The organism is Erwinia sp. V71 (genome assembly GCF_965644245.1).
Classification (GTDB): Bacteria; Pseudomonadota; Gammaproteobacteria; order Enterobacterales; family Enterobacteriaceae; genus Erwinia.
On the sequence record NZ_CBFFRK010000124.1, the window covers coordinates 1 to 13,494 of the forward strand.

Genomic DNA, 13,494 nt, shown 5'->3' on the forward strand with positions numbered 1-13,494 from the left:
CAGGATAGCTTATCGGTAGCTAACCGTCCCTCCATCCACATGACCAAGCGTTGCACTTATTATCTGAATTCGCGCTGCAGCAGCGTTTTCCCCATATTCAGCTGCGCGAAGTATTAGCCGGTCAGGAGGAGCGCGACACCATCAGTAAGCTGCTGGAGAAACAGCTCAGTCAGGCAGGGCAGGTCAGCGGGATTTACAATACCGGGCTGGGAAACCGTGAGATCAGCGAGGCGCTGGCACGTCATCGGTTGCTGGATAAATGTGTATTTATGACTCATGAACTCTATGGCTCGACACGCGATCTGCTGGCGAAACAGGTCCTGTCGCTGACCATTGATCAGAACAGCCGCCAGCACGCGCAGCTGGCGACCAGCCTGATGTTAAAACACCTTGAAAACGGTGTGGTGCCGGAAACCTATGCTGATGGTAAGGTGGAGTTTATGCTGTTTACTGATGAGAACTATGCCTGACTGAGCGGCGAAGGTATGCCGCTCAGTTCAGAGAAGATTACTGGAAGCGGTTGGCTTTATCGCGCGCCAGGCGCTCAAGGGCGAAAATCGCCTGCTGCAGTTCACGTTCCTGACCGGAGGTGAGATCAGTAAAGCGAAAGCTCAGGCGTGGCGTGGTCACCGTTTCATTTTTACTGTTGACGCCCGTGCGCTCGCCGATATGCAGCAGTTGCACATCCACTTCAAAACGGCCATAGGTGCCCAGTTCCACGCGGAGGTTTTTCAGTGTGTCGCCACACTGGATGGCGTCCGGCAGGCTTTCGTCTGCCAGTACACCGATCCCGCCCAGCGAGATATCCTGCAGGCGAAAACGCAGTTTTTCACCCTCTTTCAGGTTTGCTTCGCAGAAGAAGACCGGCTCAAGGGGAGCATTGACGCGGAAGAATTCGCGACGCTGGAACATCCACAACAGTTCAGGCAGCGGGGCGGCAAAGGCGGGTAAGCCATCATATTCGACCGCGCTGAGCAGCGGCAGGGAGAATTCCACTTTTGCGCCCTGGGTTTCGGCATCCACATGCAGATTTTCTGCCAGCAGGGCCAGCTGATTGTCATACGGATTGCTGCCGTAATCGACGATCACCTGATCCTGATCGACAAATAATAAACGACTAATAAATTGTCCACGGTCAGTCGCCACGCGCACCGGGGTTTGCTGTTTTTCCAGATCGCGTAACACGCCCAGTACGGCGAGCGTGCCACGTTTCAGATACTGCTCATTATCTTCTGCTTTCACTTCCTGCTCCGGTGTGGTCGCTAAACCATCTACTCCAGGGTTATGGGGAGAATATCGGCGTCTTATTGCCAGACTTTAACACTTTCCCGCCTGCCGCCTCGCTTTTTCTTTACAAAGTTTGACTGTAAATCACGCAGTTAGAAATCTTGCCTATACTTATTTCTACCAGCGTTTATCGCTCGTCAATTGCCGGAACAGGCAGTGGATGTTGTCGGTAAGTGTGTTAATCAGCAAAAATTAAGGAGCAGGAAATGGGTATTCTTTCATGGATTATTTTTGGTCTGATCGCCGGGATTATCGCTAAATGGATTATGCCGGGGAAAGATGGCGGCGGATTTATTATCACCGTCGTGCTGGGGATCGTCGGTGCGGTCGTCGGCGGCTGGATTAGCACCTTCTTTGGTTTCGGCAAAGTGGATGGGTTTAATTTCGGCAGTTTTGTGGTGGCGGTGATTGGTGCCATTGTGGTGCTGTGGATTTATCGTAAGGTGCGCAGTTAAGGTAACGCCGTACCGCTCCTCCCCCCACTGTAGTGGGGGAAGGCTGGGAGGGGGAGCTAACGACGCCAGAACGGTGACGCCTCCGCCATTTTATGGCGGAGGGGATCTCAACCGTGATGCCAGTGACAAAAGCGCGACTGGCTCCCTTCTTTAAAAATCGTAGCCAATTGTCGCCAGTACGCTGCGTTCTGCGCCGCGGTAGCAGTAGTTTTCGCCGTAGCACGCTGCGACATAATCACGGTCGGCCAGATTGGTTGCGTTAACCTGAACGAAAGCGCCTTTCAGCTGATTATTCCATGCTCCGAGATCGGCGCGGATGGAAGCATCCAACAGCGTGGCATCGGGAATGCGTGTTTTATTGTCATTCGCCGCCCACTGCTTGCCGATATAACGTACCCCTGCGCCGACACTAATGCCATAATCAAACTGGTAGTGTCCCCAGAAAGAGGCCATCTGGTTTGGTGTTAAATAAGGCGTACGGCCATCTGTGCCATCAAGAGTTTCTTTGAAGCTCATATGGTTCAGTGTATAACCCGCGATTGTTTTCAGTCGCGGCGTTATTTGATTATGCGCTTCCAGCTCGATGCCCTGAGAATGGGCCTTACCAATCGGTTCGGATGTACCCATGGCGACATCTCGTTGTGAGACACCATCCTGTGTAAGGTCATAGGCTGCGATCGAGTACATATCCGCAGTACCTGGCGGCTGGTATTTTACACCGGCTTCATATTGCTCTGATGTGCTGGGTTTTAGCAGGTTGCCTGAGGAATCGACGAGTACGCTGGGGCTAATGGCCTGACTGTAGCTGACATACGGTGAAATGCCGTTGTCGAAGGCATACAGCAGAGATGCTCTTCCGCTGATATGATCGTCTGAGCGTCTGTTAACTCGGCCGGTGGTATAATTTTCCGTTTTCGCCATGAGTCGATCATAGCGTCCTGACAAATCCAGGTGCCAGTTATTCAGTTTAATTTGATCCTGCAAATAAACGCCAGTCTGGTAGTAGCGCCGTGCGGAATTTGACTCGGCATAGCCAGTCAAAATACTGTCTGAAGCTCCCGTGCTGACATTAAGTGTTGAAGCGCTGCCAGAGCGCTGCATAATGTCATTTTTATATTGATGATATTCTGCTCCCAGCGCCACTTCATGTTCAAGAGCACCCGTAGTGAAACTGGCAACCAGCTGGTTATCAATCGCCACGGCGTCCAAAGAATCACTCTGACCAACATAACCGCGTGCTAATTCGTCACTGGTACTGTCGACCCAGCCATTTTGAAAGACCTGATCCATCTCTACATTGGAATGTGTATAGCTGGCAGTAGAGCGGAAAGCCCAGGTTTCATTAAAGCGGTGGGAAAAATCATAGCTGTAGATTTGCTGACGGCGTTTGTACTGATCCAGATCGCTTTCGCCTTCATAGAAATCACGCCCCAGCTTATAACCGTTATGCCCGTTAAGTGAGCCATCCAGTGGCATTGAACCATGATAGCCACCGGAGGGTTCTTTTTGCAGATAGGCACGAAGCAGCAGTGAGGTGTCCTCTGTTGGCTGCCAGAGTAGTGAGGGCGAAATAGCGTAACGCTCTTCACGTGTATGACTGTATTGCGTGTCGCTGTTACGTGTCATTCCGGTAATACGGAATGCCCACTGCTCATTGATGGCGCTGGTATAATCAAATGCAGCCCCCCGTGTATTTTGCGTACCAGCTGAAAGCCGGAAGTGGCCTTCTTCATCAAACTGTGGTCGTTTCGAGGTCAGGTTCACTAATCCGCCCGGCAGTGTTTGTCCATAGAGTGCGGAAGAGGGGCCTTTAATGATATCTACGCGTTCAATAAACCACGGATCGATTTGCAGTACATTGTGGCTGCCACTGTCACTCATCAGCCGCAGACCATCCAGGAACACATTGTCGGTATCTGCACCATGAAAACCGCGCAGTGACACGGTATCGAACCGCGTGGCAGCACCGGCAAAGTTGGTAAATACCCCCGGCGTATAATTCAGCGCCTGGTTGATATTGCTGGCACCCTGATCCTCAATCTGCTGGCGTGTGACGACAGAAACTGACTGGCCGGTGGTGATCAATGGAGTATCCGTTTTGGTCGCGCCGGTGCTGGTTTTCGCCGTGTAACCGGAGGTCGGCGATTGCGCCGTTTCCGCCGGCTGGGCGGTCACCACCAGCGTATCGTCGGCGAACGTGATCGAAGGGAGAGTCAGAGCCAGTGAGCAGTACAGAGCAGAACGTTTGACGGCGAAAGCCATTCTTATACCTCTATCATCCTGTAGCGGAAATTAATTGTTACAATGTGGATGCAAAGTATTATCTTTCTCAATTGGCGTTTCAAGTATTTATTTATCTTATATATTCACGCAAAAAGAACAGGGGGTTAACATAAAAGTGTGAAATGTAACAGTCGAGTGATTGACGTCTTAAATTGTGTGGGTTTTGGTTTTTTGTCTGAAAATAAACGATTTTATCTTCTTTCTGAATGCGGGTAACCAGGGGGGAGGTGAATGGAAGCAGTGAAAACACTGCTTCCATCGTATTGCAGGGGATAAAACAGCTAAAAATAAACTTTACTTATTTTTACTAATATCACCGACGTTATTACAGGTGGTATTCTTCGGACAGTACAAATCCATTAACTTAAGCGTGACGCCATTTGTCCAGCCAAAACCATCCTGCAGCGGATATTCGCCACCCCCACCGCCGCCGAGTCCGGCGCCTTCCACAACATATTTTTCCACCAGCTTATGTTCTTTATCGTAGGTGTTCTGCACATTGGTCAGAAAGCGCATGCCAATCTCTTTTGCCAGTGGCTGCTGGCGGTAGTGATTCAGCCCGGCGACGGCGACCCACTGCAGCGGCGCCCAGCCGTTTGGCGCATCCCATTGCTGACCATTGTTCACATTGGTGGTCACCAGTCCGCCTTCTTTCAGCAGCTGTTTTTCCACCGCCGCCGCCGTGCGTTTCGCTTTATCTTCCGTGGCGGCTTCGGTAAACAGCGGATACAGTGTGGCTGCCGTCAGCTGCGGACGTATGCTGTTCTGCTGCCAGTTATAGTCCGCGTACCAGCCCTGTTTTTCATCCCATAAATAGCGATTCATCGCCGCCTGACGTTTTTCCGCCAGTTCAGTAAAGTGCTGACTCTCCTTCTCCTGCTTTGCCACGCGGCTGGCGCGGGCAAGGGTTTTTTCCAGTTTAAACAGCAGGGCGTTCAGATCGATCGGCACGATGCGTGTCACGCGAATGGTGGAGAGATCGTCCGGCTTATCAAACCAGCGTGAACTGAAGTCCCAGCCCGAGGCCGCCCCGGCACGCAGGTCGCGATACAGTTCGGCTTTATTGCGCTGCGGGTTTTTCTGCGCGGTGGCGATATCATCCATATATGATTCGGTACGTGGCACATCGCGCCCATCCCAGTAGCGGTTAAGCAGCGTGCCATCCTTCAGACGCACCACGCGTTTACTGGCTTCGCCAGGTTTCACGCTGTCGGCGTCGGCCATCCAGTAGTCATACTCTTTGCGCAGCTGCGGCAGGTACTTGCTGTAGACCTCTTCGCCGCCGTGGGTGGCCAGTAACTCAACCATCAGGCTAAAGAAGGGCGGTTGCGAGCGGCTGAGGTAGTAGCTGCGGTTGCCATTAGGGATATGACCGTAGCGGTCGAGCTCATCGGCGAAGTTATCCACCATATCCTGTACCCGCTGCCACTGGTTGCTCTCGGCCAGTCCGAGCATGGTGAAGTAGCTGTCCCAGTAATAGACTTCACGGAAGCGCCCGCCCGGCACCACGTAAGGTTTTGGCAGCGGCAGTAACGAGTCATATTCGCTGGTTTTACTGGTGGTGCGTGTCAGCACTGGCCACAGGCCGTCGATATGCTCGCGCAGGCTTTGTCCGGCGGGCGGAACATACGCGTCACCCTCTTTCGGCAGGGTAAAATTGCTGTTCACAAAATGGCGAAGATCGAAATTGCGCTGCGATTTTTGCATCTGCCAGTCGGCGAGAATCGAGGTAGGGTTATATTTCGGTACTGCGTCGGCAAAGGTTTTCTGGTCAGGGAACAGCTTTGCCGACTGCACCGCGTGAAACAGTGGACCCAGGCGCACATCCGGCGGCTGGGGCTGATTGCTGAGCATGCGCTGCTGTTCCTGCGCATGTACCGGGAAGGTGAAGGCGGTGAGTGCGGTGAGTGCACCACTTAACGCCAGTGACACCATCAGCGCGACTTGCCAGTCAGGGTTAACGACTCGTTTCATCATCGGCAGTTCTCCTTGTCCAGACCATCCAGTCTGTAAGTAATTGTCCACCCGGAAAACTTTAGTCGAGATTTTGCCGTCTGGCGGCAGACGGCATGTGAATTGTGAGCCAGCTATTGAATTTAGCGCCAGCCGTTGCTGATTTATCCCGCCAGCAGCGCACGTTTAAAGGAGAGAATATGGGCGCGGCTGGCAGCATCTGCGGCAGCGATATCCTGCTGTGCCAGCGCGGCGATAATCGCCTCATGTTCGGCCACCACTTCCTGCATATGGCTTTCACGCGACAACGTGGTGGCCCAGAAACGCTGCGCCTGGGCGTGGATCACGCTGAGGATATCCGTCAGCCGGCTGTTGCTGGCGATGGCCGCCAGCAACTGATGAAACTGGCGATCCAGCAGCATCATACCGACCCGATCGCGCTGGTCGACGGCGGCGGCTATTTGCTGATTGAGCGCGCGCAGCGCATCAATATCACTGCGGGTGACGCGCTGGCAGGCCAGCGTCATGCACAACGACTCGTTTGCCAGACGCACTTCGATTAACTCCAGCGCATCATCAATCGACAGCGGTGCGACCATCACCCCTTTCCGTGGGATCACCTGCAGCAACCCTTCACCTGCCAGACGATGGATCGCCTGGTTCACCGGAGTGCGGCCCAGTTCCAGGTCAGCCATCACCTGCGCGGTATTCAGATAATCACCGGGCTTGTAGCTGAGGGTGATTAATGCCTGTTTGAAACGTAAATAAGCCTGTTCATTCAACGAGATAGCACGCACTTTGCCGGGTGCGCCCGCCTTCAGTTCCCTGCTGTCGTTACTCACAGATTTCTCCTGCCATTGGCACTGTTCGCCATTTTACACAAAAGCTGGCATGAAAATCGCTTTATTTAAATACGTGTGAAATTTCACAGTGATTTCAACTTGAGGGTTATGCCAATGAGACTGAGTTTTACTTTGCCGTGTCAGGGCGGCGCAGAGGTCAGTACCGCCGTCAGCCAGCTGGTGATCGCCGGTTGGGCAGGGCGCGATGAGCAGGCGATTATGCACCATATCAGTGAGCTGGAAGCCCTGGGGGTGCCCCGTCCTGGTGCGGTGCCTCTGTTTTATCGCGTCGCGGCGAATCAGCTGACTCAGGCGGAGACCATTGAAGTGCTGGGCAGTGACAGTTCTGGTGAAGTCGAACCTTTTATCTTTAGCTGTGGCGGGAAACTGTATGTCTCGCTGGCTTCCGACCACACCGATCGTCAGCTGGAAACCTACAGCGTGGCAATGTCGAAACAGGTATGCGTCAAACCCGTTGCACGTGAGGCCTGGCCGCTGGAGCAGGTGGCGGATCACTGGGACAGTCTGATTCTGCGCGCCTGGATTCGTGAAGGCGGCGAGTGGGTGCTGTATCAGCAGGGCGCTTTGTCCAACCTGCGCACGCCGTGGGATCTGCTGACGCGTTATCTCGGCAACACGACACCGGATGATGGACTGGCCATGAGCTGCGGCACGCTGGCGGCGATTGGCGGTATCCGCCCGGCCACTGAGTTCCGTATGGAGCTGGTGGACGAGGTGCTGGGTCACAACATCAGTCATCAGTACCGCAGCATTGAGCTGCCGGTTGTGGCCTGAGGAGCGAACAATGAAAACAGTGACGCTGCAACAGGCCAGCGAACAGCTGGTCCAGGGAGAGCTTCGCGCCACAGAGCTGCTGGAACACGCACTCAGCGCGATCGCCACTGACGAAGGGCCGCGGACCTTTACCCGCGTCTATCACAGCACCGCACGCCAGCAGGCGCAGGCGGCGGATGCCCGTTTTGCTGCGCAGCAGCAGCTGGGTGCGCTCGATGGCATTCCGGTCTCGGTTAAAGATCTGTTTGATGTCGCCGGTGAAGCCACCACTGGCGGCTCGGTGGTGCTGACCGATGCACCTGCCGCCACCGCCAATGCCACCATCGTGGATCGTTTGTTGCAGGCGGGAGCGGTGGTGGTGGGGAAAACCAATATGACCGAGTTCGCCTATTCGGGGCTGGGTATCAATCCGCATTACGGCACGCCGGCTAATCCGTGGGATCGCGCCAGCCGACGTATTCCTGGCGGTTCCTCATCCGGCGCGGCAGTCGCCCTGAGTGACGGAATGTGCTTCGGTTCCATCGGCACCGACACCGGCGGTTCAGTCCGCATTCCGGCCGCGCTGTGTGGCCTCACCGGTTTTAAACCGACCGCGCGGCGCATCCATGCTGGTGGCCTGCAACCCCTGTCTCCGGCACTGGATTCGATTGGCGTACTGGCACATGACGTCACCAGCTGCCTGATGCTGGATGCGGTCATCGCCGATCAGCCTTTGCAGCCACAGGCGCAGGATTTGCGTGAGGCACGTTTTGCCGTGCCGCAAACGCTGGTGCTGGATGGCCTTGATCAGCCGGTTGCCAGCGCATTTGAACGCACCATCGCCTGCCTGCGCGCCCAGGGAGCTACCGTGGACATGCTGCCGTTAAGCGAACTGGCTGAGCTGGCAACCATTAATGCGCGTGGCGGCTTTACCGCACTGGAGTCCTGGCAGTGGCACCAGTCGCGGATTGCCCGCAAGGCTGCAGGATATGACCCGCGCGTGTTATCCCGTATCCGCCGTGGCGCGGAGCTGACCGACAGCGACCGCCAGTTGCTGGAGCAGCAGCGTGCCGACTGGCAGCAGCGCGTCAGTGCGCAGCTTAGCGGCTACCACGCATTGCTGATGCCAACGACACCGCTTATCGCCCCGACGATCGCCGAACTGGACGCTGATGAAGAGCACTATTTCCGCGTTAATGGCGCAATGTTGCGCAATCCCTCGGTGATCAACTTCCTTGATGGCTGTGCTTTTTCCCTGCCGTGTCACTCAGCAGGGGAAGCGCCCGTCGGACTGATGATTTCCGCTTTAGCGATGCAGGACAGCGCACTGGCTGGCTGGGCGCTGAGCATCGAACAGGCCCTTCACCGGGTTTAACTTTTATTTGCACACCGCAGGAGAAAACCATGACTCGTTCAACCCAGGGGATGTTGTTTGTTGCCACGGACATTAATCCGGCCGATGAAGCTGATTTTAATCAATGGTATGACCGCGAACACGTCGAGGAGCGTGTGGCGATTAGCGGTTTTTTAAGCGGCGCGCGCTATCAGGCGCTGGATAACAGCCGTAAGTATCTCGGTTTGTATAAGACGTCTTCGCTGGAGGATTTTACCAGTGCGGCGTACCACGCTGCCTTTACCCGTCAGACGGCGTGGTCGGTCAGCAACCTCGACAAAATGGTGAACCCGATGCGTCGGGTGTGTGCCATCAGTGCAGAGGTGGGTTTTGGCGCGGGCAGCCATCTGGCGATCCTGACGCTGAGCAGCGCACAGTCAGACGCGGCCATTCAGCCACTGGGTGAACAGCTGTTCCGCGAGGCCGGATTTATCCGCTCCATCCTGCTGCAGCCGGACGTCCAGCTGAGTTCGCCGTTACCGAAAGAAGCACGTGAGAACCGCCTGATGCAGTCGATGATGCTGATTGAAAGCAGCAGTCAGCAGGCCAGTGAACGCCTGGCTGCCATCGCCAGCGCTGCACTCGATGCCCACACCAGTTTCTACGCTCTGAGCTGGCAGTTAACCAAACAGGAGATGCCATCATGACGCTGTTAAATACTGACAATAGCGCGCACCGCGCCGCGGCCGAAAAGCCGAAGACTGGCCGCCTGGCGGCCGCCAGCTCGATTGGCACTGCGCTCGAATGGTATGACTTTACCGTCTACAACATTATGGCGGCACTGATCTTTAACCATGTGTTTTTCCCGTCGTTTGACCCGCTGGTAGGCACCATTCTGGCCTTTTCCACCTACGCGGTCGGCTATGTTTCTCGCCCGATTGGCGGCATGATCTTCGGTCATCTGGGTGATGTGCTGGGACGCCGCTTTGTGCTGGTGACCACGCTGGTGATTATGGGCGTGACCACCGCGCTGATGGGATTACTGCCAGGCTATGCCAGCTGGGGCATCTGGAGCCCGCTGCTGCTGGTAACACTGCGCTTTATGCAGGGTGTGGCGCTGGGCGGCGAGTGGGCTGGCGCGGTGCTGCTGTCGATGGAGCATGGTAAAGCGAACCAGCGTGGCCGCAATGCCTCCTTTGCTCAGGTCGGACCGTCCTGCGGTACGCTGCTGGGCACGGGCTTTATCACCGTTATCACCCTGACGATGTCGGCGGAAGCGTTCCAGTCATGGGGCTGGCGCATTCCGTTCCTGCTCAGCCTGGTGCTGGTGGTGTTTGGTCTCTGGCTGCGTCGTGGCGTCGGTGAAACCCCGGCGTTTCTCAAACTGGAGAAAAGCAAGGACACCACACATACCCCGCTGAAAGAAGTTCTGCAGCAGCATCCACGCGCGTTGCTGATTGCCGGTGGTTCACGTATTGGTTCCGATGTGCTTTATGCACTGGTGGTGGTGTTTACCCTGACCTATGTCACCACCGTGCTGAACCTGCCGCGCCCGCTGGCGCTGACCGCCACCATGCTGGGGGCGATTGGTAATGCGATTACCGTACCGATGTTTGGCGCCTTGTCCGATCGCCTCGGGCGTCGCCCGGTGTATATGGCCGGTGCGGTGCTGGCGATGATCTGGGCATTTGTCTTCTTTGCGCTGCTCGACAGCAGTCAGCCATGGCTGATTTGCCTCGCGGTGATTGGCGGCTTACTGATTCACGCGATGATGTACGGTCCGCAGGCGGCGTTTGTCACTGAACAGTTCCCGACGCGTGTACGTTATGCCGGTTCCTCACTGGCTTATACCCTGGCGGGGATTGTTGGTGGTGGTTTTGCGCCGCTGATTATCACCACGCTGTATAAAGAGATGGGCGGCACATTGTGGGTGTCACTGTATGTGATTGCCGCACTGCTGATCACCTTCTTCGCGCTGTGGAAAGCCAAAGAAACCGCACATAAACCGCTGTAATATTGCGTTATCCCTTCTGCCGCCACGGCAGAAGGGAATGCTTCCCCTCACCGTTTGCCTGGCGTCCACTGCCATCATAATGACATCCCGGCGACACAAAACTGTCATTGTTGTGTCGCAGACTGGCTCCCTGAAATGTTTGGCAAAATTTTTTCATGGAGATACGCCTTAATGAACTATAAAAAGTTGTTTGCCCTGTCACTGATTGCTGCCTCTGTATCCACCGCCACTTATGCGGATGTCGCGGCTTACAGCCGCGCTGCCCAGGGTGACCTGACCGAGCCGGGTGGCGCACGCCGTCTGACACAGGATCAGACCGAGGCGCTGAAAGCTTCTCTGATCAATACCACCGCAAAAAATGTCATTCTGCTGATTGGCGATGGTATGGGTGACTCAGAAATCACCGCCGCGCGTAACTACGCAGAAGGGGCGGGCGGTTTCTTTAAGGGCATTGATGCACTGCCACTCACCGGCCAGTACACGCACTATGCGCTGGATAAAAAAACACATAAGCCGGATTATGTGACCGATTCTGCCGCCTCGGCGACCGCCTGGGCGACCGGGGTGAAATCCTATAACGGCGCGATTGGCGTCGATGTTAATGGCAAAGATCACCCAACGATTCTGGAACTGGCGAAAGCGGCCGGTAAAGCGACCGGCAACGTCTCGACTGCTGAGCTGCAGGATGCGACCCCGGCGGCGCTGATCGCACACGTCACTTCCCGTAAATGTTATGGCCCGGTCAAAACCAGCGAAACCTGCGCCAGTAATGCGCTGGAAAAAGGCGGTAAAGGTTCCATTAGTGAGCAGCTGCTGAATGCCCGTGCGGATATCACGCTGGGCGGCGGAGCGAAGAGCTTTAGCGAAAGCGCCAAAGCGGGTGAATGGCAGGGCAAGACGCTGGAAGAACAGGCGAAAGCGCGTGGCTACCAGTGGGTAACCGATGCGGCGGGTCTGAAAGCGATCACTGTGGCGAACCAGGATAAACCGGTGCTGGGTCTGTTTGCCGAGGGCAATATGCCGGTACGCTGGAAAGGGCCGAAAGCCACTTATCACGGCAATCTTGAAGGTCAGCCGATCACCTGTGAAGTGAACAAGGACCGTACCGACGCCACGCCAACGCTGGCGCAGATGACAGAGAAGGCGATTGCGCTGCTGGATAACAGCGAGAAAGGCTTCTTCCTGCAGGTTGAAGGCGCCTCTATCGATAAACAGGATCATGCGGCTAACCCATGTGGTCAGATTGGTGAAACGGTCGATCTCGATGAAGCCGTGCAGAAAGCGCTGGAATTCGCGAAGAAAGATGGTAATACGCTGGTGATCGTCACCGCTGACCATGCGCACTCCAGCCAGATTATCGCCAATGACAGCAAAGCGCCGGGCCTGACGCAGAAACTGAATACCAAAGATGGCAGCGTAATGACCATCAGCTACGGTAACTCAGAAGAGGATTCTCAGGGGCATACTGGCACGCAGCTGCGTATCGCCGCTTACGGTCCGCATGCGGCTAACGTGGTGGGGCTGACGGATCAGACCGATCTGTTCTACACCATGCGTGCAGCGATGGGGCTGAAATAACGTTACTCTCTGGTCTCTCCGTTGCGGAGAGACCAGCTTCGGCAGTATGCCCGATTGCTTATCATTTTTTCGTGTTTCCCCTGCCTCGATCCTTGTCGGTTCCCCATTCTCAGCATTTCACACCCTTGATCACCCGTTTATTGAACGCCTGCCCGGATAGGTTTAAGGTATGACAATCATCAGTTTAGGTATTTTTATTTCTCGCAGGGAGCTTGTTTATGGCACCACAACTGGAATTTTCCTTCCGCATTGAAATTCAGGTGACGCAGCCAGTGATTGTCAGTAATGACCGGATTTATGGCAAACGTCAGCTTATCCCGATTGCATCAGGCAAGGTGAGCGGTGCGGTAACGGGGGAAGTGCTGCCGGGCGGTGTCGACAGCCAGATTATTGACGCTAACGGGCTGTGCCGTCTGTCGGCGCGTTATGCGGTAAAAACGGATGCAGGTCATACTTTCTATATTGAAAACAACGGCATTCGCCGTGTTCCGGCAGAGTGGCGTGAACGGCTGTTTAGCGATGATATGCGCTTCTTTAGTCAGATTGCGCCGGAAGATATTTACTTTAAAACCACGCCGACGTTTGAGGTGTACCACGAGTCGCTGAGCTGGTTAAGCGAGAGCATTTTTATCTGTAGTGCGCAGCGCAGTGAGAAGGGCGTGTTTCTGGATATGTATCGGGTGGTTTGAGCTGATTAGTATTCTTATAAATTAGTCTGGAAGAGACTGAGTAGTCTTGATGTTGTAAAATGATCACATTCATGGTGGTTTCATTTCGGATCTAAAGAAAGATTGAGGGACTGTGTTGATTTTCGTACAGCACCCTCACGTATTGTCAGTCTGTGCTTTCGCTCTCTTCCCACTCAAAATATCTACTTTCAAAAAGCTGCGATACGTCAAGTTCGCGAATTCAGATAATAAGTGCAACGCTTGGTCATGTGGATGGAGGGACGGTTAGCTACCGATAAGCTATCCT

Annotated in this window: 12 protein-coding genes; 8 read left to right on the top strand and 4 right to left on the bottom strand. The window is 54.9% G+C overall.

Annotation, left to right across the window (positions count from 1 at the left end; translation table 11 throughout):
• Nucleotides 1-50: 50 nt before the first annotated feature.
• A complete protein-coding gene (locus tag ACSZO1_RS18675) occupies nt 51-470 on the top strand; it encodes a hypothetical protein (protein ID WP_437615312.1) in 420 nt (139 codons plus the stop codon).
• A 37-nt stretch (nt 471-507) separates the two neighbouring features.
• Here ACSZO1_RS18675 and ACSZO1_RS18680 read toward each other — a convergent pair whose 3' ends face one another.
• Entirely contained in the window at nt 508-1,242 is a 735-nt protein-coding gene (locus ACSZO1_RS18680) for a flagellar brake protein (RefSeq protein ID WP_437615314.1), read from the bottom strand.
• 251 nt (nt 1,243-1,493) lie between these two features.
• Between ACSZO1_RS18680 and ACSZO1_RS18685 the strand changes: the two genes are divergently transcribed.
• Nucleotides 1,494-1,742, top strand: a complete 249-nt coding sequence (locus ACSZO1_RS18685) for a GlsB/YeaQ/YmgE family stress response membrane protein (RefSeq protein WP_437615316.1) — start codon at nt 1,494-1,496, stop codon at nt 1,740-1,742.
• A gap of 150 nt (nt 1,743-1,892) precedes the next feature.
• Here the strand turns inward: ACSZO1_RS18685 and ACSZO1_RS18690 are convergent, their stop codons facing one another.
• The 3 genes from ACSZO1_RS18690 to ACSZO1_RS18700 all read right to left on the bottom strand — a co-directional run bounded on the left by ACSZO1_RS18690 (nt 1,893) and on the right by ACSZO1_RS18700 (nt 6,820).
• Nucleotides 1,893-4,010 carry a TonB-dependent siderophore receptor gene (locus ACSZO1_RS18690; protein WP_437615334.1) on the bottom strand — a complete coding sequence of 706 codons (2,118 nt, stop codon included), beginning with the start codon at nt 4,008-4,010 and terminating at the stop codon, nt 1,893-1,895.
• 309 nt (nt 4,011-4,319) lie between these two features.
• The gene (gene treA, locus ACSZO1_RS18695; protein ID WP_437615318.1) at nt 4,320-6,002 is read right to left on the bottom strand and encodes an alpha,alpha-trehalase TreA; all 1,683 of its coding nucleotides are present in this window, start codon (nt 6,000-6,002) and stop codon (nt 4,320-4,322) included.
• A gap of 140 nt (nt 6,003-6,142) precedes the next feature.
• On the bottom strand, nt 6,143-6,820 hold the full coding sequence (locus tag ACSZO1_RS18700; protein WP_437615320.1) for a GntR family transcriptional regulator: 678 nt from the start codon (nt 6,818-6,820) through the stop codon (nt 6,143-6,145).
• Between the two features lie 114 nt (nt 6,821-6,934).
• On the opposite strand from ACSZO1_RS18700, the gene ACSZO1_RS18705 reads away from it, so the two are divergent.
• The 6 genes from ACSZO1_RS18705 to ACSZO1_RS18730 all read left to right on the top strand — a co-directional run bounded on the left by ACSZO1_RS18705 (nt 6,935) and on the right by ACSZO1_RS18730 (nt 13,208).
• On the top strand, nt 6,935-7,615 hold the full coding sequence (locus tag ACSZO1_RS18705; RefSeq protein ID WP_437615322.1) for a DUF2848 domain-containing protein: 681 nt from the start codon (nt 6,935-6,937) through the stop codon (nt 7,613-7,615).
• Nucleotides 7,616-7,625: 10 nt separating this feature from the next.
• Nucleotides 7,626-8,969, top strand: coding sequence for an amidase (locus ACSZO1_RS18710; RefSeq protein ID WP_437615324.1), 1,344 nt, complete (start codon nt 7,626-7,628; stop codon nt 8,967-8,969).
• A gap of 29 nt (nt 8,970-8,998) precedes the next feature.
• Nucleotides 8,999-9,634, top strand: coding sequence for a hypothetical protein (locus ACSZO1_RS18715; protein WP_437615326.1), 636 nt, complete (start codon nt 8,999-9,001; stop codon nt 9,632-9,634).
• Nucleotides 9,631-10,941, top strand: a complete 1,311-nt coding sequence (locus ACSZO1_RS18720; protein WP_437615328.1) for an MFS transporter — start codon at nt 9,631-9,633, stop codon at nt 10,939-10,941. The genes ACSZO1_RS18715 and ACSZO1_RS18720 overlap by 4 nt, the downstream gene beginning before the upstream one ends.
• A gap of 171 nt (nt 10,942-11,112) precedes the next feature.
• The gene (phoA, locus tag ACSZO1_RS18725) at nt 11,113-12,519 is read left to right on the top strand and encodes an alkaline phosphatase (protein ID WP_437615330.1); all 1,407 of its coding nucleotides are present in this window, start codon (nt 11,113-11,115) and stop codon (nt 12,517-12,519) included.
• A 218-nt stretch (nt 12,520-12,737) separates the two neighbouring features.
• On the top strand, nt 12,738-13,208 hold the full coding sequence (locus tag ACSZO1_RS18730) for a DUF3237 domain-containing protein (RefSeq protein WP_437615332.1): 471 nt from the start codon (nt 12,738-12,740) through the stop codon (nt 13,206-13,208).
• The last annotated feature ends 286 nt before the right edge of the window (nt 13,209-13,494 follow it).